Source organism: Streptomyces sp. LaBMicrA B280 (genome assembly GCF_049222185.1).
In the GTDB taxonomy this organism is placed as follows: domain Bacteria; phylum Actinomycetota; class Actinomycetes; order Streptomycetales; family Streptomycetaceae; genus Streptomyces; species Streptomyces murinus.
Genome location: NZ_JBMJCT010000008.1, coordinates 15,607 through 39,337, shown reverse-complemented (window position 1 = coordinate 39,337; position 23,731 = coordinate 15,607). Strand labels below are relative to the sequence as shown.

Here is a 23,731-nt window from a genome sequence, read left to right as displayed (position 1 = left end):
GTTGAAGAAGGTGAAAGGATGCGCGGGGGAAGAAAGAAGGGACGCCGAAGCGTCCCTTGCGATTCTATGGACGGCCTCGGATGCCGGTCGTCCGATCCGATGAGCGGCTGATACGGGCTGCCCAACCACTGCTGCTGTCGTGAAGCGATGCAGCGATCAGGTGAGCGCAGGCTCCGCCTGGTGTGCGTCGATGCTCTCCATGATCCTGTCCTGAGAGGCGGCAGCCGCCAGCGCGTCGTTCTCCGCCTGGATCCTGACCAGCTCGGACTCCAGGTCCTGAACACGCTGCTGCAGCCGTCGCATCTCGGCGAGGAGTCGAGGGTCGGAGCCGCCGACGTAACCGAGAAGCGCCTTTGCCATGATGGATGGTCCTCCACACTGAGTGACCGACCGATGCGGTGTGGGTCGTGAGGGATTCGCACCCGCGGTGCTTGGCACATCCGAGTGTTGCTCTGCTGTTGCTCCATGCCAAACAGCTAAGGTGCGCGGGGCTTTCAGCGTCTCACCAAAAAGTTTGACGGTCAACACGATCACACCCCGTATTGGCGGGCGGACCGGGGCGCGCGGCCGGAGGGACACGGCGACGCAGCGAGTCGTCCAGGCCCTGGGGCGCAGCGATCAGCTGTATCTGCGGAGCCTGCCACGCCACGTCCTCCTTGGCAACCACCAGGCCGTTTCCGCTCCGGGCCGCCGCGCGAGGGGGCCCGGCGGCCGGGGCCGGGCGGCTTCGGCTCAGCGGATCGCGAAGCCGTCGTAGCCGCCGCGAGGTGTGTCCCAGATCTCGGTGACGCCGTCCACACGGCCGGGCGTGTCGGCCCCCTGGAGCCAGTCGAGCAGCCCTTCGCAGCCCTCGCGCGCGCCCTCGGCGACGACCTGGACCCGGCCGTCCGCCAAATTGAGAGCAAAACCACTCAGACCGCCGATCTCCAGTGCCTTGGCACGTGTGAACCAGCGAAATCCCACGCCCTGTACGTGTCCACGCACCCAGGCGACCAGTCGAACATCCTCACTCATGGGGGCAACCTAACCGGCCGGTGTCGTTCGGGACACATCGCCCTCGAAGGGCATGAGGTACGGTCCGCACGCGGGCGCATCCCCGGGGAAACTCACTCGATCGAGTGGGTTGGGTCGGCCTGAAGCACCAAGGAAGTACGAGGAAGAGGGCAAGGCCATGGGACGCCACCGACGCTCGGACGCCGACCGCGCCGCCGAGGGCGAGGAACCGCGCGCCTTCGCCGCCGGGAGCGACGATCCGGCGGCCGCGCCCACGGCGCCGATACCGATGGGCACCGCGCCCTATCTGAACCCCGAGGCGTACGCGGCGGCGCAGGCCAAGGCGGACGCGTATCTGTACGCGGCCGGGCCGGGGGATCCCTCGCGTCACTCGCATCCGGAGCCGGGTGCGGCGGGCGGTCCGGTGAGCGGTTCCGGCGCGGCCGAGGGCGCCGGTGCGCACCCCGACGCAGGTGCCGGTGACGGCCTCGGCGAGGCCCCGGACGACGGCCCCGCCCGCGGTCCGCGGCGCCGGAAGCAGGCCGGGCGCGCGGTGAGCATGACGCTGCTCGGGATGTGCGTGGCCGTCGCCCTGGGCACCGCCGCGGTGGCCGCCGGTGTGGTCCCGGGCTTCCAGGGCTACCGCCTCGACGGCAGCACCCACACCACCGGCGGCGACCGGATCCGGGCGGCGGACTCCCCCGGCAACACGGCCGACGCACAGGGTGGCACGTCCGGCAGCGCGGACGGCGGCGGCACGGGCACGGGCGCGGATACGGGCACCGGCACCGGCACCAGCACCGGCACCGGTGATTCGGCGGCCGGTCGGGGAACCGTACGGTCGCCCTCGTCCGCCGCCTCGACCCCGACCCCGTCCTCGTCGCCGACGCCCACGAAGTCCCCGTCGGCCTCGCCCTCGGCCTCCGCGTCCTCCGCCGCCTCTCCGACCCCGTCGAAGTCCGCGAAGCCCAGCGCCTCGGCCTCGTCCGCGAAGCCCGGCGCCCCCCGGACCACCCCGGCCGCCCCCGGCACCCCGAAGCCCAAGCCCTCTCCCACCAGGGCGAAGCCGAGTCCGACCGCCACGAAGACCGCGGCCCCCGCGCCGACCGCCCCGCCCGTGACCGTCTCCGCGCGGGCCGCCGCCGAGGCGCAGGTGCTGAAGCTGGTCAACGACGAGCGGGCCAAGGCGGGGTGCAGCGCGCTGTCCGCGAACTCGGCGCTGACGAACCTGGCCGAGTCGTACAGCGACGACATGGCGGCGCGGGGCTTCTTCTCCGACACCGACCCGGACGGGAAGTCGCCGTGGGACCGGGCGGCGGCGGCCGGTGTCAGCGGGCTCGGCGCCGAGAACATCGCGCGCGGCCCGGCGGACCCGGCGGCCGTGGTGAAGGCGTGGATGGCCAGCCCCGAGCACCGGGCCAACATCCTCAACTGCGACTTCCACACCCTCGGCGTCGGTGTGCACTTCGGCGCGGGCGGGCCCTGGTGGACCGAGGAGTTCGGCAACTGAGCCGAACTCCCCTGCCCGGTGGCCGAGTTACGCGGCGGCCCGGCCCCGCGCGAACGTCCGCGCGGTCTCCGTCACCCGGCGCCCGAGGTGCTCGGCGGTGGCGATGTCCGCCTTGTGGACGCCCTCGGGACCCTGGTCGGTGTCGGTCTGGGCGGCGGCTCCGGCGAAGAAGCCGAGGCGGTTGAGGTCGTTCTCGGAGGCGGTGCTGCTGTTCCAGCCCGGGAGCAGACCGAGGTTCACCCAGTGCATGCCGTGCTGTGCGGCGAGCGTCTGGAAGAACTGGAGCGTGTGCAGCTTGTCGCCGCTCTTGGCGCCCGAGTTGGTGAAACCGGCGGCCAGCTTGTCCGACCAGTCCTGGCCGGCCCAGCGCGAGGAGGTCGCCTCGCCGAAGACATGGAAGGCACCGGAGGCGGTGCCCATGTAGGTGGGCGAGCCAAAGACGATCGCGTCCGAGCGGTCGAGTATCCCCCACTGCTCCTCGGTGATCTCGTCCACCTTGATCAAATGCGCCTCGGCACCCGCCTCGACGGCACCGGCGCGGACGGCCTCGGCGAGGACGGCGGTGTGGCCGTAGCCCGAGTGGTAGGCAATGGAAAGAACGGGGGCGGTCATGACTCTCCTCGAAAGGGCAGCTCAATAACGGTGACCACAGGAAAGCACTAACCAGAAGTTAGTGCAACCCACTAGTTAGCGCTGTATGGGCGTATCCTGGTGTCATGACCGCACGCCCCCAGGATCCCGACGAGCTCGCCTACAACGTCTTCGCCAAAGCATGCCCCTCCCGCTGCACGCTGGAGAACGTCACGGGCCGCTGGGGCGGACTGACCCTCGGCGCGCTGTCCGAGGGCTCACTGCGCTTCAACGAGCTGCGCCGCCGCGTCGACGGGGTGAGCGAGAAGATGCTCTCCCAGACCCTGCACGCACTGGAGCGCGACGGCCTGGTGCACCGCGAGGCCCAGCCGACCAACCCGCCCCGCGTCGACTACGAGCTGACCCCGCTCGGCCGCGAGGTCGCCCGGCGCCTGCTCGCCCTCATCGAATGCGTGGAGGGCGCCATGGACGACGTACTGGCCTCGCGGGAGCGTTACGACGAGACGCGCGGCGCCCGCTGACACTTCGGGCAGAAGTAGCTGGAGCGGTTCATCCACGGGCGGCGCCGCATGGGGGTGCCGCAGCGGCGGCAGGGCTCGCCCTCCCGGCCGTAGGCGTCGAGCGAACGGTCGAAGTAGCCCGACTCGCCGTTGACGTTGACGTACAGGCTATCGAAGCTGGTGCCGCCGACGGCGAGGGCCGCGTTCATCACGTCCCTGATGTGGCCGAGGAGTTCGGCCGTGACCGGGCGGGTGAAGTGGGCGGTCGGGCGCTCGTAGTGGATCCGGGCGCGCCAAAGGGCCTCGTCCGCGTAGATGTTGCCGACCCCGCTGATCAACGACTGGTCCAGCAGGGCCCGTTTGACGGTAGTGCGCTTGCGGCGCAGCGCCTGGTGGAAGGCGTCGTCGTCGAAGAGCGCGTCGAGCGGGTCGCGGGCGATGTGCGCGATGACGTCGGGCAGCCCGTCCGGGGTGTTGTCGTGCAACGACAGCCCGCCGAAGGTGCGTTGGTCCACGAACCGCAGCTCGGTGCCGAGCGAGTCGGCGAACCGGATCCGGATGCGCAGATGCTTCTCGTCCGGCGACTCCTGCGGCTGCACCAGCAGTTGCCCGCTCATCCCGAGGTGCGCGAGCACCGACTGGTTCGTCTCCTCCAGCGGCAGCCACAGATACTTGCCGCGTCGGCTGGGGTCGCCGATGTGATGCCCCTTGAGCCGGTGCGCGAAGTCCTCGCCGCCGGCCACATGCCGGCGGACGGCGCGCGGGTGCAGCACCTCGGTCTCGGCGACGGTGCGATGGGCCACCCACCGCGCCAGCCCCCGCCGGACGACCTCGACCTCGGGCAACTCGGGCATCGGGACCCCCGTAGAAAGGCGCTGTGCGAGACAGCGGGGCGCGGTAGCGGAAACGCCCGCCCCGTCCGGAATCGGTGGGGCGGGCGCTCGGTGCTGCTTGTCGTGCTGTCGTGCTGTTCCGTCAGGCGGTGGCGGACGACGTGTCGTCGTCCTCAGCGGCTTGCGCGAGGGCCTGTTCGGCCTCCGTCGCCGCCTTGGCGCGCTCGTCCGCGGCTGCCTTGATGGCACGCCAGGCGGACTCGGCGGCCTGCTGCTCCGCCTCCTTCTTGCTGCGGCCGGTGCCGGTGCCGTACGAGACGCCTCCGACGCGGGCGGCAGCAGTGAAGGTCTTCTCGTGGTCGGGGCCGGTCTCCGTGACCAGGTACTCGGGCACGCCGAGTCCCTCGATCGCGGTCAGCTCCTGGAGCGACGTCTTCCAGTCCAGGCCCGCGCCCAGGTTGGAGGACTTCTCGATCAGCGGGTCGAAGAGCCGGTGCACCAGCTCGGACGCCGCGTCGAGGCCCTGGTCGAGATAGACCGCGCCGATCACCGCTTCAAGGGTGTCGGCGAGGATGGACGCCTTGTCCCGGCCACCCGTGCCCTCTTCACCCCGGCCGAGCCGGATGAAGGCGCCGAGGTCGAGGCCGCGCCCCACCTCCGCCAGCGCACGCGAGTTGACCACCGCGGCCCGCAGCTTGGCCAGTTGGCCCTCGGGCAGGTCGGGGTGGGTGCGATACAGCGTGTCCGTCACGACGAGGCCGAGCACGGAGTCCCCGAGGAACTCCAGCCGCTCGTTCGTCGGCAGACCGCCGTTCTCGTACGCGTAGGAACGGTGGGTGAGCGCACGCACCAGAAGGGCGGACTCGACCTGGTAGCCGAGCCGCCCTTCCAGAACTGTGTGGGACGAGGCCAGTGAGCTACCCCCGCGCTGACGGGGGCCAGCTGCTTTCGCGTCTGTCATCGGGCCTCTCACCAACCGCTCAGACTTCGAGGACCTGGCGCTTGTTGTAGGTGCCGCAAGACGGGCACGCGATGTGCTGCTGCTTGGGCTCGTGGCAGCGCTCGCACGCAACCAGGGTGGGGACCGCAGCCTTCCACTGCGACCGGCGGTGGCGCGTGTTGCTGCGCGACATCTTCCGCTTCGGAACAGCCACGGCTACTTCTCCTGCTTCTCGTCGACGCCCGCTTCGGCGCCGCTCATCTCGTCCTTCTCGCCGTCCGTCGTGGTGCCGGCGAGTCCCTGCAAAGCCGCCCATCGGATGTCGACGGCGTCATGATGGTGTTCCGGGTCGTCCGCGAGCCGGGCTCCGCACTCGGAGCACAGACCCGGGCAGTCTTCCTGGCACACCGGCTGCATCGGCAGTGCGAGCACCACCGCATCGCGCAGCACAGGTTCGAGGTCGAAAAGACCGTCCTCGATGAAGAGCCTGTCCTCGTCGTCCTCGGCGTCGTCGCCCGGTTCCGCGATCACGCGGCCCCGGTCGTCGGCGTCAGGGTACGAGAACATCTCCTGGAAGTCCGCTTCGAGCTCCAGCTCGACCGGCTCCAGACACCTTACGCACTCCCCCTCGGCCGTGGCACGGGCGGTGCCTGTGACAAGCACCCCTTCCATGACCGACTCGAGTCGGAGGCCGAGCTCCATCGGGGCGCCTTCCGGCACCTCGATGACTCCCGGGATGCCGAGATCCCTCGGGGCGTCGATCTCGCGGGTCAGCCGCTGCAGCGCGCCAGGACGCCGACCCAGCTCGTGAGTGTCGAACACGAGGGGGTTGCGGTGGTCGAGGCGGGCGTTGGAGGCCATTCCTGCTTTCGATCTACGAACTCGAAGGGACACCGCCCGTCGGTGTTTCCGGGCAGTGTGGTCGCGGGCAATTCCGTACGCGAGCGTCAGGGCACGCGCGACCGAAGAGCCAGGATACTGGACCTTGCGCCCAGGGCCCAATCCGGCCCCGTCAGCGGGTACCGCGCCCCTGCTCGTAGGCCCGCAGCTGCTCCGCGCTGATCATGCCGGTGTCGAAGAGGCTGGTCTCGTCCAGGGCGTAGTCCTGCTGGGGCTGGGACTGCTGCGGCGCCTGGGGCAACTGTTGCTGCTGGGGGTCGTAGCCGCCCTGCTGGACGTAGCCGTTCTGATACGTGTAGGGGTCGGCCTGCTGCTGGTAGCCGTACGGGTCCTGCCCGCCGTAGCCGGTCTGCTGCGGGAAGCCGGGGTAGGCGCCCTGCTGCTGGTCGTAGGCGCCGTAGGCGGGCTGCGGCTCGTAGGCGGGCTGCTCGGGCGACCGGTCGTACACCGGCTGCTCCGGCCCCTGGTCGTACGCGGGCTCGGTCCCCGGGTCGTACGCGGGCCGCTCGGGTCGGGGCTCGTACGACGGCTGCTCCGGCCGGGCCGCCGGGCGCGCGGCCGGGGTGTCCGCGAGGGCGGCCAGGTCGGCGAGGTAGTCGGCGTCGCTGGAGTGCTGGAAGGTCGTGGTGTCGTCGGCGAGGGCGCCGAGGTCGTCGGTGGCGATCCGGCCGTGCAGCTTCTGCCGGCCGCGGCCGACCGCCTCCAGGGTCTTGGCGAGCACCGCCTCGAAGGCGCCGAGCTTGGTGTCCACGTACGCGTCGGCGTTGTGCCGCAGGGTCTCGGGGTCCAGGCTGCGCTCGGGGGCGTCCTCGTCCTCGTAGCCGTTCTCGTCCAGGCCGGGGCCGGTGCCGAGGAGCTTCTCGCGGCCGCGGCCGACCGAGCCCAGGGTCTTGGTGAGGACGACCTCGAAGTTGGCGAGCTTGGAGTCGACGTAGTCGTCGGCCTCGGCGCGGACCTCCTCGGCCTCCTGGCGGGCCTCGGCGAGGATCCGGTCGGCCTCGGCCTGGGAGCGGCGGGCGACCTCGGTGCCGGAGACCAGCGAGCCGCGTTCGGCGTGCGCGGTCTCGATGATCCGGTCGGCCTCCTGGCGGGCCTGCTCGACCATCTGCTCCCGGTCGCCGATCAGCTCCTGCGCCTGCGCGAGGGAGCCGGGCAGGGCCTGGCGCACCTCTTCGAGCAGCGCGAGCAGGTCGGCGCGGTTGATCACGCAGGACGCCGACATGGGCATGGCCCGTGCCCCGGCGACCGCGGAGACGATCTCGTCGAGCTTCTTCTGCACGTCCACCTGTGCTCGCCACTTCCTACAGCCGGATCGGAGACGGACGGGACGACTGTAGTCCCAAGTCCCATCAGTCCTTGCGCAGCCGCCTGTTGAGGGCGGCGAGGACCTGCGGCGGCACCAGGTGGGAGACGTCGCCGCCCCAGGCCGCGACCTCCCTGACGAGCGAGGAGGACAGGAAGCTGTAGGTGGGGTTGGTCGGCACGAACAGCGTCTCGACGCCGGTGAGCCCGTTGTTCATCTGGGCCATCTGGAGCTCGTAGTCGAAGTCGCTGACGGCGCGCAGGCCCTTGACGATGGCGGGGATGTCGCGCTGCTTGCAGTAGTCCACGAGAAGGCCGTGGTGGGTCTCCACCCGTACGTTGGCGAACTCCGAGGTGACCTCGCGGATCAGCTCGATCCGCTCGTCGACCTCGAACAGGCCCTTCTTGGACTGGTTGATCATCACCGCGACGTAGACCTCGTCGTACAGCCGGGAGGCCCGGGCGATGATGTCGAGATGTCCATTGGTGATCGGGTCGAACGACCCGGGACAGACGGCGCGGCGCACTTGTGATCCCTCGCTCTCCGGTCCGGTCATCGTGCGTCTTCGCACGTAGAGGCGGCGCGACCGTACCAAAACGTTCCCTCGCCGTAGCGACGGGACCGGAGCGCTTCGAAGCCGTCCGGCCACCGGAATTCACCGCCTCTGGTGCTGCGCTCCACGGTGACCAGCGCGTCCTCCCCGAGCCACCCCCCCGAGCGGAGTGTGAGGAGAATCTCCCGAAGATCGTCGTCGGTGACGGCGTAGGGGGGATCGAGGAAGACCAGGTCGTACGGGGCGGCGGGGGGCGCGGCCTTGATGATCTGTTCCGCTTTGCCCGCTCTGACCTCGGCGCCGGGAAGACCCAGGTTCCGCACGTTCTCGCGGACGGTCTTCGCGGCGCGGGCGTCGGCCTCCACGAGCAGGGTGTGCCCCGCGCCTCGGGAGAGGGCCTCCAGGCCGACGGCGCCGGATCCGGCGTAGAGATCGAGGACGCGTTCGCCCTCCAGGGGGCCGCCGAGGAGGGACTGCCAGGTGGAGAAGAGACCTTCGCGTGCGCGGTCGGAGGTCGGCCGGGTGCCGGTTCCCGGCGGGACTGCCAGGCGACGTCCGCCGGCTGCGCCGGCGATCACGCGGGTCATGTTCGGTCCTTCGTCGTGGGTGGTTACAGCGTTCATTGTGGCTGGTGGCGCCCCGCGGCGGCAGCCGCACGTCCGATACGGCCCCGCGCCCCTGGGTCGGCATACCTCAGCCCTTTTCCAGGTACTGCTCCCTCTCCTCGTCCAGGAGCGCGTCCAGCGCGGTGCGCAGGCCCGGCAGACGGTCCAGGTCCGGGTCCGCAGTCACCAGGGCCATCGCCTCGCTCCGGGCCTCCCCGATGACCTCCTCGTCCTCGATCACCTCCAGGACGCGCAGGCTGGAGCGGGCACCGGACTGGGCCTGGCCGAGGACGTCGCCCTCGCGGCGCTGTTCGAGGTCGATACGGGAGAGCTCGAAGCCGTCGAGGGTGGCGGCGACCGCGTTCAGCCGCTGGCGGGCGGCGCTCGCCTCGGGCATCTCGGTGACCAGGAGGCACAGGCCGGGCGCGGAGCCGCGGCCCACCCGGCCGCGCAGCTGGTGCAGCTGGGAGACGCCGAAGCGGTCGGCGTCCATGATGACCATCGCGGTGGCGTTCGGGACGTTCACGCCCACCTCGATGACCGTGGTGGCGACCAGGACGTCGGTCTCGGCCGCGGCGAAGCGGCGCATCACGGCGTCCTTGTCGTCCGGGTGCATCCTGCCGTGCAGCACCTCGACCCGCAGGCCCTGGAGGGGGCCCTTGGCCAGCTGGTCGGCCACGTCGAGGACGGCGAGCGGGGGCCGCTTCTCGGCCTCGTCCTCGGCGGACTTCTTCCTGGCCGCCTTCTTCGGATCGGCCGCCTCGTCGATGTCGTCGCCGATGCGGGGGCAGACGACGTACGCCTGATGGCCGTTCTCCACCTCCTCCCGCACGCGTTCCCAGGCGCGGGCGAGGAAGTGGGGTTTGTCGGCGGCCGGGACGACATGGCTGGCGATCGGGGAGCGGCCCGCCGGGAGCTGGTCGAGGACGGAGGTCTCCAGGTCGCCGAAGACGGTCATGGCGACCGTGCGCGGGATCGGGGTGGCCGTCATGACCAGGAGGTGCGGGGGTTGTTTGCCCTTGCCGCGCAGGGCGTCGCGCTGCTCCACGCCGAAGCGGTGCTGTTCGTCCACGACGACCAGGCCGAGGTCATGGAACTGGACCTTGTCCTCGATCAGGGCGTGGGTGCCGATGACGATGCCGGCCTCGCCGGTGGCCAGGTCTAGCAGGGCCTTGCGGCGGGCCGCCGCGCCCATGGAGCCGGTGAGCAGCACCACCTTGGTGGCGTGCTCGGTGCCGCCCAGCATGCCGCCCTCGGCGAGGTCGCCCATCATCTCGGTGACCGACCGGTGGTGCTGCTGGGCCAGCACCTCGGTGGGCGCGAGCAGGGCGGCCTGCCCGCCCGCGTCGACCACGGCGAGCATGGCGCGCAGGGCGACCAGCGTCTTGCCGCTGCCGACCTCGCCCTGGAGGAGCCGGTGCATGGGGTGTTCGGTGGCGAGGTCGGCGAAGATCTCGCGGGAGACCTTCTGCTGGCCCTCGGTGAGGGTGAACGGCAGCCGGTCGTCGAAGGCGGTGAGCAGGCCGTCGGCCCGCGGGCGGCGGGCGACCGCCGGGAGCTGGGCGTCCGCGTACCGGCGGCGGGCCAGGGCGACCTGGAGGACGAACGCCTCGTCCCACTTGAGGCGGGCGCGGGCGGCCGCGATGTCGGCCTTGGTGGCCGGGCGGTGGATCTTGAGCAGGGCCTCGGGGAGCGGGAGCAGCCCGCGGCCCTCGCACAGGGCGGGCGGCAGCGGGTCGAGGGCCTCCTGGGCGGCGGGCAGGACGGTCTGCACCGCCTTGCCGATCTTCCAGGACTCCAGTTTGGCGGTGGCCGGGTAGAGCGGGATCAGGGAGCCCGCCCAGCTCTCGACGGCCTCCTCGCCCTCGCCGCGCAGCAACTCGTAGGCGGGGTGGGCGAGCTGGAGGCGGTGGTTGAAGACGGAGACCTTCCCGGCGAACATCGCGCGGGTGCCCGGCAGCAGGTCCTTGTGCGGCTTGTGCACGCCGTTGCCGAAGAACACCAGCTGGAGGCGGCCGCTGCCGTCGGTGATGGTGACCTCCAGGCGCTGGCCCTTGCCGCGGGGCGCCCGGGAGGAGGCGAAGGAGTGCAGGCGGGCCTCGGCGACCTGGGCGACCACGGTGACGTGCTCGTCCATGGGGAGGTCGGCGAGGTGGGTGAGCTGGCCGCGCTCCTCGTATCTGCGCGGGTAGTGGTGCAGGAGGTCGCCGACGGTGTGCAGGCCGAGGTGCTCGGCCATCACCTTCGCGGTGGCGGGGCCGAGCACTGACTTCAGTGGCTGTTTCAGTGGTTCTTCCAGTGCGGGCACGAGATCCATTGCACACCACCGCACTGACAATGCCGTAGACGCCTGCCCTGCGGGTTCGTCACGGGGTGCCGTGCACAATGCCGTAAGGATCCCGGAAACCCCTGGTCGGCCCGGTGGCCGGGGCCCTAGGATGGCGCGTTCCGGCCGTCCTTCGCGGTCACCGCCCTTCGCTGCGGGACCGCCCGACCCCGCGCCGCGTCCTGACCCTTCGGCGCAGTGACGATGGATTCCCAGACCTCACAGTCATCCCAGTCCTCCCAGTCGCCTCTCCCCCCTCACACCTTCCAGGTCGATCTGCGCGGTCTGGTCGATCTCCTCTCCCATCACCTCTACTCCAGCCCGAAGGTCTACCTGCGCGAGCTGCTCCAGAACGCCGTGGACGCCGTCACCGCCCGGCGGGCCCTGGCGCCCGACGCCCCGGCGCTGGTCCGGCTGCACACGGCGGACGGCGGCCTGCGGGTGGAGGACAGCGGCATCGGGCTCACCGAGTCGGACGTGCACGAACTGCTGGCGACCATCGGGCGCAGCTCCAAGCGCGCCGACGGACTCCAGGAGGCCCGCTCCGGCTTCCTCGGCCAGTTCGGCATCGGCCTGCTCGCCTGCTTCGTCGTCGCCGAGCGGATCCGCGTGGTCAGCCGCAGCGCCCGCACCCCCGACGCGCCCCCGGTGGAGTGGACGGCGCGGGACGACGGCTCGTACACCGTGCGGACCCTGCCCGACACGGCGCGGCCCGAACCCGGTACGACGGTGCAGCTGACGCCACGGCCCGGGGCGGCCGAGTGGCTCGCGCCGGAGCGGGTGCGCGCGCTGGCCCGGGACTTCGGCGCGCTGCTGCCGTACGACGTCCGGGTGGGCGAGGAGCGGATCACCGAGCTGCCCGCGCCCTGGGACCGGCCGTATCCGAGCCCCGGCGCGCGCCGGGTGGCGCTGGCCCGGCACTGTCAGGGGCTGTTCGGGTTCACCCCGCTGGACTCGATCGACCTGGACGTGCCGCTGGCCGGGATCCGCGGGGTGGCCTATGTGCTGCCGTCGGCGGTGAGCCCGGCGCAGCGGGCGACGCACCGGGTGCATCTCAAGGGCATGCTGCTGACCGAGCGGGCCGAACAGCTGCTGCCCGACTGGGCGTTCTTCGTGCGCTGTGTGCTGGACACCGACAGCCTGCGGCCGACCGCCTCGCGCGAGTCGCTGTACGAGGACGAGACGCTGGCCGCCGTGCGGGAGGCGCTCGGCGAGCGGATCCGCGACTGGCTGACCGGGCTCGCGGCCGGTGACCCGGAGCGGCTCGCGGCGTTCCTCGCGGTGCACCACCTCGGGGTCAAGTCGCTGGCCCGGCACGACCACGAGATGCTGCGCACGATGCTGCCGTGGCTGCCGTTCGAGACGACCGACGGGCAGGTGTCGCTGGCGGAGTTCGCGCGCCGGCACCCGGTGGTGCACTTCACCCGGAGCGTCGAGGAGTACCGGCAGGTCGCGGCGATCGCCTCGGCGCAGGGCGTGGGCGTGGTCAACGGCGGTTACACGTACGACAGCGAGCTGATCGAGGCGCTGCCGTCGGTGCGGTCGGGGACGGTGGTCGCCGAGCTGGACGCGGACACCGTGACCGCGCATCTGGACGGCGTCGACCCGGGCGTGGAGCTGCTGCTCACCGGGTTCCTCGCGGCGGCGCGGGCGAAGCTGGACCCGCTGGGCTGCGATGTGGTGCTGCGCGCCTTCCATCCGCTGTCGGTGCCCGCGCTGCATCTGGACGACCGGGCGGCCCGGCACGAGCAGGCCCGGGCGGACGCGGAGGAGCAGGCCGACGATCTGTGGGCGGGCATCCTGGGTTCGCTGCGCGGCGGCGCGCCGCGCGCCCGGCTGGTGCTCAACCATCTCAACCCGCTGGTCCGCAGGCTGAGTTCACTGGACGACGCGGAACTGATCGGCACCGCGGTCGAGTCGCTGTACGGGCAGGCGCTGCTGACGGCCCAGCGGCCGCTGCGGCCCGCGGACTCCGCGCTGCTCAACCGGGCGTTCATCGATCTGCTGGAGTGGGCGACGCGAGGGACGGCCGATGACTGAGATCACCGACCTCGCGGCGCTGCGCCGGGCGATGGCGGAGAACGCCGAGCAGCCCGAGGGCCCGGCCCGCAACGCCCGTGCCGAGCAACTGCTGGGCGCGGCCGAGGGGTTGCGCGTTCCGCTGGCTGTCATCGAGGCGCTCGGGCACCAGTTGAGCGTCTACAACTACAGCTCCGAGAAGGACAAGATGTTCGTCCCCTTCGCGCGGCTGCTGCGCCTGTGGGACGAGCGGCCCGGGGACTTCGACGCCTACGAGACGCATTCGCTGCACTGGGTCTTCAAGTGGATGTCGGCGGGCATGCTGGACCAGCCGCACATCCCGCTCGCCTCGATCGAGAAGTGGCTGGGCGAGATGGAGCGCCGCTACCGGCTCGCCGGGTACTCCGAACGGGCCGTGCGCGGCGCCGAGTTCAGCGTGGCGACACATGTCGGGGACCTGGCGCGGGCGGAGCGGGCGTACGCCGCGTGGCTGGCCGCCGACCGGGACGAGATGGCCGACTGCCATGCCTGCGAGCTGTACGGGCAGGGCCTGTGGCAGGTGGAGCGCGGCCGGGACGAGGCGGCGCTCACCGCGTGGCGGCCGGTGCTGGCGGGCGAGTTCGGCTGTGCGCACGAGCCGCACTCAGTGCTCGCCGCGTCCCTGGTTCCGCTGCTGCGGCTGGGCCGCGCCAAGGAGGCGCGGGCGCACCATCTGCGGGGGCTGCGGCTGGTGCGGCCCATGGAGAGCATGCGGGCCGCGTACGCCGAGCACGTGGAGTTCTGCGCGCTGACCGGCAACGAGGCGCGCGGTCTGGAGCTGCTGGCCGAGCGGCCCGCCTATTTCACGGACACCGGGCAGCCGCGCAGCAGGCTGGACTTCCTGGCCGTGGTGACCCTGCTGACCGACCGGCTGACCGAGCTGGGCCTCGGCGGGGAGCGGGTGCCGGGGCCCGCCGGGCGCGCCTGGACGGCACGGGATCTCGCGGCCCATGCCCGCACCCAGGCGCTGGCCCTGGCCGAGCGGTTCGACGCGCGCAACGGCACGTCGTACGTCGGCGACCGGACGCGGGCGCGGATGGCCCGGCGGCCACTGGTGGACCGGCTTGCGCTGGGTGTCCGCACCCCGCGCACCGCGCCCGCCGCCCCGGCGGCCGCTCCCCCGTCGGCCCCGGCCGCCGAAACGTCACTCCCCGCCCTGCTCGCCGAGGCGCACCGGCTGGCGGACACCCTGCGTCCGGAGGCGGTGGACGCCTGGGCCGCGGTGGCGCGGGCCGCGGGTGACGGTGAACTCGCCCCGGCGGACCGCGCGTCGGTCGCCGACCACGAGGCGATGTCCCGGGGCCCCGAGGGCGCCGAGCTGTTCGAGCGGGCGGCCGGGCTGTACGCGGCGGCGGGCGACCCCGGTGAGGCGCTGGCGGCACGGGCCCGGGGCGCCTACTTCCGCGCGCTGCGGGGCGAGCCTGACCCGGCCCTGGCCCGGGTGACCGCTCTGGCCGAGGAGGTCCGCGCGCTGTACGCCGCCGAGGTCACCGGGGTACGGCAGACCGCGTCGGTCCTGATGAGCAGGGCGCGGATCCTGATGCACCGGGCGCGCACCGGCGCGGGTCCCGCCCGGGACGCGGACGCCGCGGTGCGCGAGGTGCCGGCCCTGATCGAGGGGCACGGTGCGCGGGACGCGGGGGATGCCCGGCTTGCGGCGCGGGTCGCCGAGTCCTGGGGGATGCTCGCCGAGCTGGCCGGGGCCGCCGGGGACGGCGCGGGGGCGGCGGAACTGCTCCGGCGGGCCGTCGCGGAGTACGTGCGCGCCGGGGTGCCGTGGTGTGCGGTGGAGTACGAGGTCCAGATCGCCGCGCTCGCCGAACAGGCCGGTGACGGGGAGGGGGCCGAGCGGGCGCTGCGGGCGGCACTGGAGCACGGCGGCCGGTACGTGGAACCGGCCGGTCAGGTCCAACTGCACCTGCGAATAGCCGATTTGACGGCAGAGCGCGGTGCGGTCGCCGCCGCCGCGGAGCACGCGCTCCAGGCCGCGCACCGGGCGGACGAGGCCGGGGAGTCCGGCACGTCGGGGGCCTGGGCGCGGCAGCGGCTGGGCGGATATCTGCTGCGGCAGGGGCGGTGCGCGGAGGCGGCCGAGGTGCTGGAGTCGGCGCTGGCCGACCTGCGCGCCGGGACGCACGGTGACGAGGCCGTCGTACAGGCGCGCTGGTGGCTCGGGGACTGCCTGGAGGAGCTGGGGGAGCACCGGGCGGCGGCCGAGCAGCGGCTGCTGGCCGCCGACATCGCCCGGCACTGGCCCGAGCAGCGCGACCACGCCACGCTCGCGCACCTCGCCGCGGACTCCCTGGGCGGCGCGGGCCTGGTGGCGGAGGCCGACCGGGCGTACGCCCGCGCGGGCGAGCTGTGGCGCGCCCTCGGCGACACCCGTCTCCTCGTCCGCTCGCTGCGGGCCCGCGCATGGCTGGCGCCGCGCGAGGACTCCGGGACGGCGGCGGCCGAGGGGCTGATGGCCGAGGCCGTGGAGGTGTGCGAGCGGGCGCTGGAGAACGCGGCGGACGCCCGCGCGCTGGGCGGGCTGACCCGTGAACTGGCCCAGACCCACCGCCAGTTCGGCGACCTCCTCGCCCAGGCCGGGGACCCGGCCGGGGCCCACTTCGAGCGGGCGATCACCCTGTTCGCCTCCCTCGGCCCGGCCGCACTGCACGACCGCACCGCCGCCGAACTCGCCGCGGCCGAACTGGCGTCGGAGCTGGGCCACCCCGGGGAAGCGACGGCCCGCGCCCACGCCGTACTGGCCGCCTACGAGAACGCGGACGAGGCGGACGAGACCGTCCGGGCACGACGCGCACAGGCCGCCCGGCTGCTCGGGACGGCCGGGTGAACGGGGGCTCGGGCTGTTCGAGAGCGGGTCGGGGGCGGGGCACTCACTCCACGCCGATGAGCAGCAGCGCTCCCTGGTGGCCGCCCCGGTAGACCGCTGTGTCGACGGCCAGGTAGGACTCCCGTACCCGGGTCTCCAGATGGCCGGCGACGGTCTCGGGGGCTTCGTCACCGATGACGAGGGTGACCAGCTCGCCGCCGGCCTGGAGCATCCGGTCCAGGACGGTCTCGGCGGTGGCGGTGACGTCCGCGCCGATCACCGCCACATCGCCGTCGATCAGCCCGAGCACGTCCCCGGCCTGGCAGATCCCGGCCGTCGTCCAGGAGCGGTGCTCGGCGACGACGACCTCCGCGTAGCGGGTGGCGCCCGCGGCCGAGGTCATCTGGACGACGTCCTCGTCGAACCGGCGCCCCGGCTCCGACACCGCGAGCGCCGCGATGCCCTGCACCGCCGAGCGGGTCGGGATCAGCGCCACCCGGACCCCCTCGGTACGGGCCTGCTCGGCCGCCGCGGCCGCGGTGTCGCGCAGCTCGGCGTCGTTGGGCAGCAGCACGACCTCGCGCGCGTGGGCCCGTCGTACCGCCGCCAGCAACTCCCCGCTGGCGGGCGGCTCCCCGGGCCGCGCGAGCACGGTGGTCGCACCCGCCTCGGTGTACAGCTCGGCAAGGCCCTGACCCGGTACGACGGCCACCACCGCCCGCTGGGCCCGCTCGCGCGGCGGGCGCGGCCCACCGGTGTGCACATCGCCCAGCCCGAAGTGCGTGATCCTGATCCGGTACGGGCGCCCGGCCTCCACGCCCGCCTCCACGGCGGCACCGGCGTCGTCCACATGCACATGGACGTTCCACAGTCCGTCGCCGCCGACGACGACCAGGGAGTCGCCGAGGGCGTCGAGCCGGGTGCGCAGCCGGGCCACGGCGGTGTCGTCGGCCTCCAGGAGGTAGATCACCTCGAAGGCGGGGCCACCGGCGTCGGCGGGGGCGCAAGCCCCGGTCTCGGCATCGCTCGCGGCATCGGTCTCGGCGTCGGTCCCAGGTTCGGCTTCGGCTTCGGCTTCGGGCAAGGCGTTCGGCGTCGGGGCCGTCCGGTCCGGTCCCGCGTCCACCGCCTCCCCCGTGCACGCCTCCACCAGCGCGCCGAGCACCGCCACCAGACCGCTGCCCCCCGCGTCGACCACTCCGGCCGCCGCCAGGACGCTCAGCTGGGCCGGGGTCGCCGCCAGGGCCGCGCGGGCGCCCTCGTGGGCGGCCCGCGCCTGCCGCGCGGAATCGGCGGCCCGGCGCAGGGCCAGCCGCAGCGCGGGACCGTCGCAGCGCGGCTCCGCGCCGTCCGCCGCGAGCACCTGGGCCATGCCGCGCAGCAGCTGCGCGAGGATCGTGCCGGAGTTGCCCCGGGCGCCGATCAGCGCTCCATGGGCCATCGCGCGCACCACGTCCGCGAGGCTGGGTCCGGCGGGCCGCGTCTCGTACCCGGGCCGCGTCTCGTACCCGGCGAACACGGCCTCCACGGCCGTCGCCGCGGACTCCACGGTCAGATAAAGGTTGGTCCCGGTGTCGCCGTCGGCCACCGGATAGACGTTGATCGCGTCGATCTCCGCACGCGCCCGCCCCAGCGCACGCAGGGCCAGACCGCACCAGGTGCGCACCGCGAGACCATCGAGGAATGTCTGCGGCACCTGCGCCACCTGCGCCTCCCTGAGCCGGCTTGACGTGGTCGCAGCGTAGACCCCGGGACGGTGCCGACCGGAAGTGGGCCGGGGGCGGGACCCCTCGCGACCATGGTAGTTTCGCTCTACCGACGCAGGCTTGCTATGCTGCTCCGGTTGCCCGATCTGATCGGGCTCTCCCCCTGGCAACGCCTTCCAGATCTCAGGTCGTACGATCTCGATCCCGGCATGCCGGGATCAACCGTAAGTGCATCTGAAGTCTTTGGAGTGACCCGTGGCTGCCAACTGCGACGTCTGCGGCAAGGGGCCGGGCTTCGGCAACAACATCTCGCACTCGCACCGCCGTACGTCCCGCCGCTGGAACCCGAACATCCAGCGTGTGCGTACCGTGGTGGGCGGGACGCCGAAGCGCGTGAACGCTTGCACCTCGTGCATCAAGGCCGGCAAGGTCTCGCGCTGACGCTACAGCTGAGCGCGCGGCCACTTGCTGGTTCGCTGCACTGAGCCGGTCCATCTCAGGATGGACCGGCTTTTTGCCGTACCCTCTCGCCGTTTCCCCCTCGGATCAGCCCGTCGGCATGCCGACCTGATGCCGTTCGAGGGCGGAACGCAGCCTTGAGAGGGTTTGCGCGGCCGCCGTCGTCGAAGCGTCGCCGAGCACCCCTGCCATCAGTTCGGCCAGCGTCGCGCCGAACGTCTCCTCCGCCGCGCCGACGAGTTCCGCGCCCTCCTCGGTCAGGGCCAGCAGGGAGGAGCGGCGGTCGGCCGGATTCGGCCTCCGGACCGCCCAGCCCTGTCTCTCCAGCCGGTCGACACCCTTGCTCGTCGCCCCGATGCCGATCGCGAACTCCGCCGCGAGATCCGCCACCCGCGCCCCCTCGTGGTCGCGCAGATAGCGCAGGGCCTCGAACTGCGAGGTCACGATCCCGTGCCGCTCGCGGAGCCGGTCGTTGAGCGCGTTGTACAGCCGCGTCTCACAGCGCACCAGGTCGGAGAAGAAATCCAGGAGCCCGGCGGTGTCTCCGGTCGTTTTATATGCCACGGCATATAGTGTAGAGGAAGTTACTAGCGGGGAGAGCACCCATGAGCAAGGAACAGCGCGCCCGTCTCGACGCCATGCTGCGGCAGCCGCGCGGCGAGGGGCCCCGGACGATCGAGGAGATCCGGGCCGGGTTCGAGGCGTTGATGAGCGGGATGACCGTGCCCGACGGCATCCGTACGACACGGACCGCGCTCGGCGACCGGCCCGCGCTGCGCGTGGCGCCCGAGGAGCGTCCGCGCGCCGGGACGATCCTGTACTTCCACGGCGGCGGCTGGGTGAGCGGCTCCCCCGAGGCGGCGCTGGCGGTGACCGGGCACCTCGTGACCAGGACCGGCCGCACGGCGTACTCGCTGGACTACCAGCTGGCCCCCGAGCATCCGTTCCCGGCCGCGATCGAGGACACGCTCGGTGCCTACCGCGCGCTCCTCGACGGCGGCGCCGACCCCTCGGCCGTCGTGTTCGCCGGGGACTCGGCGGGCGGCGGCCTCGCCGTCACCACCTGCCTGGCCGCCCGGGACGCGGGCCTGCCGCTGCCCGCCGCGATCCTGGCGTTCTCGCCGGGCCTGGACGCGACCCGCACCGGCGAGAGCATCGACACCAAGGCGGGCGCCGACCCGTTCTTCACCCGCGCGTCCGTCGAACACACCGGGGTGATGTACCTCGCGGGCGCCGACCCGCGCCAGCCGCTGCTCAGCCCGGCCGTCTGCGCCGACCTGAGCGGACTGCCGCCGATCCTGCTCCAGGTGGGCACCAACGAACTCCTGCTGGACGACTCCACCCGCCTCGCCGCGCGCGCCAGGGCCGCCGGGGTGGATGTGATCCTGGACGTCACGGCCGATGTGCCGCATGTCTTCCAGGCGTTCGCCGGCGAACTGGACGAGGCGGACGAGGCCCTGGACCGCGCGGCCCTTTTCCTCGACCAACGCCTGCGCGCGGCCACGGCGTAGCGTCGTCTCAGGTGTGTCGTCTCAGGTGTACGGGGGCCCGCTCCATGGACTCGACTCGGGCGGCCCCGGCACATGGGCCCGCGAAGGCCCCCGCACACCCCCACCACCAGGGCCCCTCACCCCCTGAAACGCCACCCGTGATCCACCGGCCCGATGCCCGTGCCCAAGGCGAAGCCCGCCGCGATCGCTCCGGTGACGTACTCCTTGGCCGCCGCGGTCGCCGCCGGGACGGTGAGGCCCCGGGCCAGTCCTGAGGCGATGGCGGAGGCGAGTGTGCAGCCGGTGCCGTGGGTGTGCCGGTTGTCGTGGCGGGGCGCGCGCAGCCAGTGCTCGCCCGCCGCGGTGCCGTCCGTCAGGAGGTCCACCGCGTCACCGGCCAGATGCCCGCCCTTGATCAGCACCCAGCGCGGCCCGTAGGCCAGCACGGCGTCCGCGGCCCGTCGCAGATCGTCCTCCGACTCGACCTGGACACCGGTGAGTTGGCGCACCTCGTCCAGATTCGGGGTCGCCACCGTGGCCGCCGGGAGGAGCCGGGTGCGCACGGCGTCCAGCGCGGAGTCGGCGAGCAGCGCGTCGCCGTGCTTGGAGACGCCGACCGGGTCGACCACCGCGGGCGCGTCCGTGCCCGCGATCAACTCGGCGACCGTCTCGACCAGTTCGGCCGAGCCCAGCATGCCGGTCTTCACGGCCTGGACGCCGATGTCGTCCACGACGCTGCGGTACTGGGCCCGCACCGCCTCGGCCGGGAGTTCCCAAACACCTTGTACGCCAAGGGAGTTCTGCGCGGTCACGGCGGTGAGCACGCTCATCCCGTGGACGCCGAGCGCGAGCATCGTCTTGAGGTCGGCCTGGATCCCGGCGCCGCCGCCGGAGTCGGAGCCGGCCACCGTGAGCACCCGGGGCGGGGTCACGGTTCTATGTCCCCGAAGTGGTCCCAGCCGCCCGCGCTGGTCCAGGGCGCCCCGTCCACCGTCACCTGCGGCAGCGCGGAGGGGTTGAGGACCTCCCCGATGACCTTCCAGCGGGCCGGGAGCTTGGTGTCCGGCGGGAAGGTCGCCACGATCGCGTGGTCCTCTCCCCCGGTCAGCACCCACTGGAGCGGGTCCACACCGACGGCCTGCCCGATGTCGTTCATCTGCGTGGGCACGTCGACCGCGCCGGAGCGGATGTCGATACGGACCTTGCTGGCCTCGGCGATATGGCCGAGGTCGGCGATCAGCCCGTCGCTGACGTCGCACATCGCGGTCGCGCCGAGCGAGGCGGCGGCCGGGCCCGCGTGGTACGGCGGCTCGGGGCGCCGGTGGGCCTCAACGAAGGCGCGCGGCGAACGGAAGCCGCGGGAGAGCACCGCGTAACCGGCCGCGGACCAGCCCAGCCAGCCCGTGACGGCCACCAGGTCGCCGGGCTGGGCGCCGGACCGGGTCACCGGCTCCTGGTTGCGCAGATCGCCGAGCGCGGTGATCGACACCGTGATGGTGTCGCCCCGTACGACATCCCCGCCGACCACGGCCGCGCCCGCGACCTGGCACTCGTCGCGCAGCCCGTCCATCATCTCGGTCGGCCAGCTGACCGGGAGTTCGGCCGGCACCACGAGGCCCAGCAGCAGGGCGGTCGGTACGGCGCCCATCGCGGCGATGTCCGCGAGGTTCTGCGCGGCCGCCTTGCGCCCCACGTCGTAGGCCGTGGACCAGTCGCGGCGGAAGTGCCGGCCCTCCAGCAGGACGTCGGTGCTCGCCACCACCCGCCGGTCCGGCGCGGCCACCACTGCGGCGTCGTCACCCGGGCCGATACGGACCGCCGGAGTGGTGGTGAGACGGGAGGTGAGCTCCCTGATGAGCCCGAATTCCCCGAGCTCACCAACCGTGCCCTTCATGTCCCTGACTCCCCTTCTCTGCCTTCGCCTGACCGTGCTGACTCGCGCCTCATCAGTGTCCCCGATACCGTCGAGATGACCCCGACGCGGTCGGGACGGACCGCCGATACGGTCCCGGACGACCGTCAACTTCCGTCGTGCCTGCACCCTGGCGCGCAAGCCCGGTTCCCGCAGGTCTCCCCGCGAGGAGCGGCGACGCGATACCGTGGCGTTCCTTTTCCCCACATGATCCTCGTGGCCGCCCTGGAGGTTCCGTGGTACAGGCGTACATCCTGATCCAGACGGAGGTCGGCAAAGCGTCGACCGTCGCCGAGACCATCAGCAAGATCCCTGGAGTGATCCAGGCCGAGGACGTCACGGGTCCGTACGACGTCATCGTGCGCGCCCAGTCCGAAACCGTCGACGAACTCGGTCGCATGGTGGTCGCCAAGGTCCAGCAAGTGGACGGCATCACCCGCACCCTGACCTGCCCGGTCGTGCATCTGTAGCCCCCGTCTACGCTTGGCCGGTGAACCTCTTCCGGCACCGGCCCCCCGTCCTGCTCGCCGCCCTGTCCGCGCCGCTCGTGCTGCTCGCGGTCGCGGGCTGCGCCGCGGACGACAGCGCCACGGTCGCGGTTCCCCGTCCCGACGCGAAGACCGCTCCGCTGTGCCGGGGCCTGCACCCGGTGCTGCCCACCGAGGTGGACGGGCAGCGGCGCGCCGACCCCGAGCCCCGGTCCGTCTACACGGCGGGCTGGGGAAACCCGGCGATCATACTGCGCTGCGGGATCGTCCGGCCGCCGAAGATGATCGACCCCAAGGTGGCCCAGGGCCAGGACCCCGACGCGATCGCGGGCGGGGTCAACGGCGTGGACTGGCTGATGGAGAAGCAGGGCGACGGCACCTGGCGCTTCACGACGGCGGGCCGCAAGGCGTATGTCCAGGTGACCCTGCCGAAGAAGCTGTCCGGGCCGGACGACAGCACCCAGGTGCTGGAGGATCTGGCCGCGGCCGTGAAGAAGGCCATCCCCACGGGGATGGCCTCCATGCGCGGCTAGCCGCTCGCTCGGTCGCTCAGCGCAGTCCGGTGGACCTGCGCAGCGCGGCCTGTACCAGCAGGTCGATCAGCTCGGGGTAGCTGACCCCGGTCGCCTGCCACATCTGCGGGTACATCGAGATCGGGGTGAACCCGGGCAGCGTGTTGATCTCGTTGATCACGAACTCCCCGTCCTCGGTGAGGAAGAAGTCCGCGCGCACCAGGCCCTCGCAGGACGCCGCCTCGAACGCGTCCACCGCGAGCCGCCGGATCTCCGCGGTCTCCTCCTCGGTGAGCGGCGCCGGGACGATGCCGGGCGTGGAGTCGATGTACTTGGCCTCGAAGTCGTAGTAGGCGTGCGCGTCCGGCGGCGGGATCTCCGCCGGGAGCGAGGCCCGGGGACCGTCCTCGAACTCCAGGACACCGCACTCGATCTCACGGCCGGAGATCGCCGCCTCGACCAGGATCTTCGGGTCGTGCGACTGCGCCTCCGCGATCGCCTCGTCCAGGCCGGAGAGGTCGTCGACCTTGGTGATGCCGATGGAGGAGCCGGCCCGCGCGGGCTTCACGAACAGCGGCCAGCCGTGCTCACCGGCGAAGTCCACGATCTTCTTGCGCGCGGCGGCCTCGTCCTGCTGCCACTCGCGGGGGCGGATCACCACGTACGGGCCGACCTTGAGCCCGAAGGAGGTGAAGACCCGCTTCATGTACTCCTTGTCCTGGCCGACGGCCGAGGCGAGCACGCCCGCGCCCACGTACGGCACTCCGGACAGCTCCAGCAGGCCCTGGAGGGTGCCGTCCTCGCCGTAGGGGCCGTGCAGCACCGGGAAGACGACGTCGACCTCGCCGAGCGCCTTGGGCACGGAGCCGGGCTCGCTGTAGACGACCTCGCGGTTGGCGGGGGCCACGGGGAGCACCACATCGCCCTCGTGCGACTCCGCCAGGTCCTCGACGGCGGGCAGGGCGCGGTCGGTGATGGCCATCCGCTCCGGCTCGTCGGCCGTCAGCGCCCAGCGGCCGTCCCGGGTGATGCCGATCGGCAGGACGTCGTACTTCGTCCGGTCGATGGCCTTGAGTACGGCGCCGGCGGTGACCACGGAGATCCCGTGTTCGGAGCTGCGGCCACCGAACACGACGGCCACGCGGGGCTTGCGCGACGGCTGCTCAGGGCTCTGGGGAAGGTTCTCGGTGCTCATATCGCGTTGAGAGTACCCGTTGGTAGAGCCCGGATACAG

At 72.5% G+C, this 23,731-nt stretch carries 24 protein-coding genes; 8 read left to right on the top strand and 16 right to left on the bottom strand.

The window, feature by feature from the left end:
* Positions 1–156: 156 nt before the first annotated feature.
* Together ACLF5H_RS07925 and ACLF5H_RS07920 are read right to left on the bottom strand one after the other, a co-directional pair.
* Positions 157–360 carry a hypothetical protein gene (locus ACLF5H_RS07925; protein ID WP_018544743.1) on the bottom strand — a complete coding sequence of 68 codons (204 nt, stop codon included), beginning with the start codon at positions 358–360 and terminating at the stop codon, positions 157–159.
* A 372-nt stretch (positions 361–732) separates the two neighbouring features.
* Positions 733–1,014, bottom strand: coding sequence for an acylphosphatase (locus tag ACLF5H_RS07920; RefSeq protein WP_085566748.1), 282 nt, complete (start codon positions 1,012–1,014; stop codon positions 733–735).
* Between the two features lie 157 nt (positions 1,015–1,171).
* Here ACLF5H_RS07920 and ACLF5H_RS07915 point away from each other — a divergent pair, with 157 nt between their 5' ends.
* A complete protein-coding gene (locus tag ACLF5H_RS07915) occupies positions 1,172–2,503 on the top strand; it encodes a CAP domain-containing protein (RefSeq protein WP_421675346.1) in 1,332 nt (443 codons plus the stop codon).
* A 27-nt stretch (positions 2,504–2,530) separates the two neighbouring features.
* Here the strand turns inward: ACLF5H_RS07915 and ACLF5H_RS07910 are convergent, their stop codons facing one another.
* The gene (locus tag ACLF5H_RS07910) at positions 2,531–3,115 is read right to left on the bottom strand and encodes a flavodoxin family protein (RefSeq protein ID WP_421675345.1); all 585 of its coding nucleotides are present in this window, start codon (positions 3,113–3,115) and stop codon (positions 2,531–2,533) included.
* 104 nt (positions 3,116–3,219) lie between these two features.
* On the opposite strand from ACLF5H_RS07910, the gene ACLF5H_RS07905 reads away from it, so the two are divergent.
* Entirely contained in the window at positions 3,220–3,615 is a 396-nt protein-coding gene (locus ACLF5H_RS07905) for a winged helix-turn-helix transcriptional regulator (protein ID WP_421675344.1), read from the top strand.
* Here the strand turns inward: ACLF5H_RS07905 and mutM are convergent.
* The 8 genes from mutM to recG form a co-directional block, all read right to left on the bottom strand.
* Positions 3,588–4,448: a bifunctional DNA-formamidopyrimidine glycosylase/DNA-(apurinic or apyrimidinic site) lyase gene (mutM, locus tag ACLF5H_RS07900; RefSeq protein WP_421675343.1), complete on the bottom strand. Its 861-nt coding sequence runs from the start codon at positions 4,446–4,448 to the stop codon at positions 3,588–3,590. The two genes, ACLF5H_RS07905 and mutM, sit on opposite strands and share 28 nt — an antisense overlap.
* A 121-nt stretch (positions 4,449–4,569) precedes the next feature.
* Positions 4,570–5,388 carry a ribonuclease III gene (gene rnc / locus ACLF5H_RS07895; protein WP_421675342.1) on the bottom strand — a complete coding sequence of 273 codons (819 nt, stop codon included), beginning with the start codon at positions 5,386–5,388 and terminating at the stop codon, positions 4,570–4,572.
* 19 nt (positions 5,389–5,407) lie between these two features.
* Positions 5,408–5,581 (bottom strand): 50S ribosomal protein L32, encoded by a 174-nt coding sequence (gene rpmF / locus ACLF5H_RS07890; RefSeq protein WP_003951102.1) that lies wholly within the window; start codon positions 5,579–5,581, stop codon positions 5,408–5,410.
* 2 nt (positions 5,582–5,583) lie between these two features.
* Positions 5,584–6,228 carry a YceD family protein gene (locus ACLF5H_RS07885; protein WP_037654605.1) on the bottom strand — a complete coding sequence of 215 codons (645 nt, stop codon included), beginning with the start codon at positions 6,226–6,228 and terminating at the stop codon, positions 5,584–5,586.
* 151 nt (positions 6,229–6,379) lie between these two features.
* Entirely contained in the window at positions 6,380–7,552 is a 1,173-nt protein-coding gene (locus ACLF5H_RS07880) for a cell division initiation protein (RefSeq protein WP_421675341.1), read from the bottom strand.
* Positions 7,553–7,616: 64 nt separating this feature from the next.
* Positions 7,617–8,096, bottom strand: a complete 480-nt coding sequence (coaD, locus tag ACLF5H_RS07875; RefSeq protein ID WP_216369648.1) for a pantetheine-phosphate adenylyltransferase — start codon at positions 8,094–8,096, stop codon at positions 7,617–7,619.
* 26 nt (positions 8,097–8,122) lie between these two features.
* A complete protein-coding gene (rsmD, locus tag ACLF5H_RS07870) occupies positions 8,123–8,710 on the bottom strand; it encodes a 16S rRNA (guanine(966)-N(2))-methyltransferase RsmD (RefSeq protein ID WP_421675340.1) in 588 nt (195 codons plus the stop codon).
* A 106-nt stretch (positions 8,711–8,816) separates the two neighbouring features.
* Positions 8,817–11,045: an ATP-dependent DNA helicase RecG gene (gene recG, locus ACLF5H_RS07865; RefSeq protein ID WP_421675339.1), complete on the bottom strand. Its 2,229-nt coding sequence runs from the start codon at positions 11,043–11,045 to the stop codon at positions 8,817–8,819.
* 213 nt (positions 11,046–11,258) lie between these two features.
* Here recG and ACLF5H_RS07860 point away from each other — a divergent pair, with 213 nt between their 5' ends.
* Both ACLF5H_RS07860 and ACLF5H_RS07855 read left to right on the top strand, forming a co-directional pair.
* Positions 11,259–13,094, top strand: coding sequence for an HSP90 family protein (locus ACLF5H_RS07860; RefSeq protein ID WP_421675460.1), 1,836 nt, complete (start codon positions 11,259–11,261; stop codon positions 13,092–13,094).
* Positions 13,087–15,951, top strand: a complete 2,865-nt coding sequence (locus ACLF5H_RS07855; protein ID WP_421675338.1) for a tetratricopeptide repeat protein — start codon at positions 13,087–13,089, stop codon at positions 15,949–15,951. Before ACLF5H_RS07860 ends, ACLF5H_RS07855 begins: the two co-directional genes overlap by 8 nt.
* 43 nt (positions 15,952–15,994) lie before the next feature.
* Here the strand turns inward: ACLF5H_RS07855 and ACLF5H_RS07850 are convergent, their stop codons facing one another.
* Entirely contained in the window at positions 15,995–17,635 is a 1,641-nt protein-coding gene (locus ACLF5H_RS07850; RefSeq protein ID WP_421675337.1) for a DAK2 domain-containing protein, read from the bottom strand.
* Positions 17,636–17,891: 256 nt separating this feature from the next.
* Here ACLF5H_RS07850 and rpmB point away from each other — a divergent pair, with 256 nt between their 5' ends.
* The gene (gene rpmB, locus ACLF5H_RS07845) at positions 17,892–18,077 is read left to right on the top strand and encodes a 50S ribosomal protein L28 (RefSeq protein ID WP_003993230.1); all 186 of its coding nucleotides are present in this window, start codon (positions 17,892–17,894) and stop codon (positions 18,075–18,077) included.
* 105 nt (positions 18,078–18,182) lie between these two features.
* Here rpmB and ACLF5H_RS07840 read toward each other — a convergent pair whose 3' ends face one another.
* Positions 18,183–18,659, bottom strand: coding sequence for a MarR family winged helix-turn-helix transcriptional regulator (locus ACLF5H_RS07840; protein ID WP_421675336.1), 477 nt, complete (start codon positions 18,657–18,659; stop codon positions 18,183–18,185).
* A 41-nt stretch (positions 18,660–18,700) separates the two neighbouring features.
* Between ACLF5H_RS07840 and ACLF5H_RS07835 the strand changes: the two genes are divergently transcribed.
* Complete coding sequence (locus ACLF5H_RS07835) at positions 18,701–19,606, top strand: alpha/beta hydrolase (protein WP_421675335.1); 906 nt, start codon at positions 18,701–18,703, stop codon at positions 19,604–19,606.
* A gap of 116 nt (positions 19,607–19,722) precedes the next feature.
* Here the strand turns inward: ACLF5H_RS07835 and thiD are convergent, their stop codons facing one another.
* Positions 19,723–20,517 (bottom strand): bifunctional hydroxymethylpyrimidine kinase/phosphomethylpyrimidine kinase, encoded by a 795-nt coding sequence (thiD, locus tag ACLF5H_RS07830; RefSeq protein WP_421675334.1) that lies wholly within the window; start codon positions 20,515–20,517, stop codon positions 19,723–19,725.
* On the bottom strand, positions 20,514–21,479 hold the full coding sequence (locus tag ACLF5H_RS07825; RefSeq protein WP_421675333.1) for a thiamine-phosphate kinase: 966 nt from the start codon (positions 21,477–21,479) through the stop codon (positions 20,514–20,516). The genes thiD and ACLF5H_RS07825 overlap by 4 nt, the downstream gene beginning before the upstream one ends.
* Before the next feature lie 254 nt (positions 21,480–21,733).
* Between ACLF5H_RS07825 and ACLF5H_RS07820 the strand changes: the two genes are divergently transcribed.
* Together ACLF5H_RS07820 and ACLF5H_RS07815 are read left to right on the top strand one after the other, a co-directional pair.
* Positions 21,734–21,967 carry an Lrp/AsnC family transcriptional regulator gene (locus ACLF5H_RS07820; RefSeq protein WP_037654619.1) on the top strand — a complete coding sequence of 78 codons (234 nt, stop codon included), beginning with the start codon at positions 21,734–21,736 and terminating at the stop codon, positions 21,965–21,967.
* Positions 21,968–21,987: 20 nt separating this feature from the next.
* Entirely contained in the window at positions 21,988–22,518 is a 531-nt protein-coding gene (locus tag ACLF5H_RS07815; protein ID WP_421675332.1) for a DUF3515 domain-containing protein, read from the top strand.
* Between the two features lie 16 nt (positions 22,519–22,534).
* Here the strand turns inward: ACLF5H_RS07815 and ACLF5H_RS07810 are convergent, their stop codons facing one another.
* Positions 22,535–23,692, bottom strand: a complete 1,158-nt coding sequence (locus ACLF5H_RS07810; protein WP_421675331.1) for a D-alanine--D-alanine ligase family protein — start codon at positions 23,690–23,692, stop codon at positions 22,535–22,537.
* Positions 23,693–23,731: the final 39 nt, after the last annotated feature.

Bases quoted from the DNA above. Each gene is read 5' to 3' on its own strand.
- ACLF5H_RS07925 (WP_018544743.1), bottom strand. From the start codon at position 360: ATGGCAAAGGCGCTTCTCGGTTACGTCGGCGGCTCCGACCCTCGACTC.
- ACLF5H_RS07920 (WP_085566748.1), bottom strand. From the start codon at position 1,014: ATGAGTGAGGATGTTCGACTGGTCGCCTGGGTGCGTGGACACGTACAG.
- ACLF5H_RS07915 (WP_421675346.1), top strand. From the start codon at position 1,172: ATGGGACGCCACCGACGCTCGGACGCCGACCGCGCCGCCGAGGGCGAG.
- ACLF5H_RS07910 (WP_421675345.1), bottom strand. From the start codon at position 3,115: ATGACCGCCCCCGTTCTTTCCATTGCCTACCACTCGGGCTACGGCCAC.
- ACLF5H_RS07905 (WP_421675344.1), top strand. From the start codon at position 3,220: ATGACCGCACGCCCCCAGGATCCCGACGAGCTCGCCTACAACGTCTTC.
- mutM (WP_421675343.1), bottom strand. From the start codon at position 4,448: ATGCCCGAGTTGCCCGAGGTCGAGGTCGTCCGGCGGGGGCTGGCGCGG.
- rnc (WP_421675342.1), bottom strand. From the start codon at position 5,388: ATGACAGACGCGAAAGCAGCTGGCCCCCGTCAGCGCGGGGGTAGCTCA.
- ACLF5H_RS07885 (WP_037654605.1), bottom strand. From the start codon at position 6,228: ATGGCCTCCAACGCCCGCCTCGACCACCGCAACCCCCTCGTGTTCGAC.
- rsmD (WP_421675340.1), bottom strand. From the start codon at position 8,710: ATGACCCGCGTGATCGCCGGCGCAGCCGGCGGACGTCGCCTGGCAGTC.
- recG (WP_421675339.1), bottom strand. From the start codon at position 11,045: ATGGATCTCGTGCCCGCACTGGAAGAACCACTGAAACAGCCACTGAAG.
- ACLF5H_RS07860 (WP_421675460.1), top strand. From the start codon at position 11,259: ATGGATTCCCAGACCTCACAGTCATCCCAGTCCTCCCAGTCGCCTCTC.
- ACLF5H_RS07855 (WP_421675338.1), top strand. From the start codon at position 13,087: ATGACTGAGATCACCGACCTCGCGGCGCTGCGCCGGGCGATGGCGGAG.
- ACLF5H_RS07835 (WP_421675335.1), top strand. From the start codon at position 18,701: ATGAGCAAGGAACAGCGCGCCCGTCTCGACGCCATGCTGCGGCAGCCG.
- ACLF5H_RS07825 (WP_421675333.1), bottom strand. From the start codon at position 21,479: ATGAAGGGCACGGTTGGTGAGCTCGGGGAATTCGGGCTCATCAGGGAG.
- ACLF5H_RS07810 (WP_421675331.1), bottom strand. From the start codon at position 23,692: ATGAGCACCGAGAACCTTCCCCAGAGCCCTGAGCAGCCGTCGCGCAAG.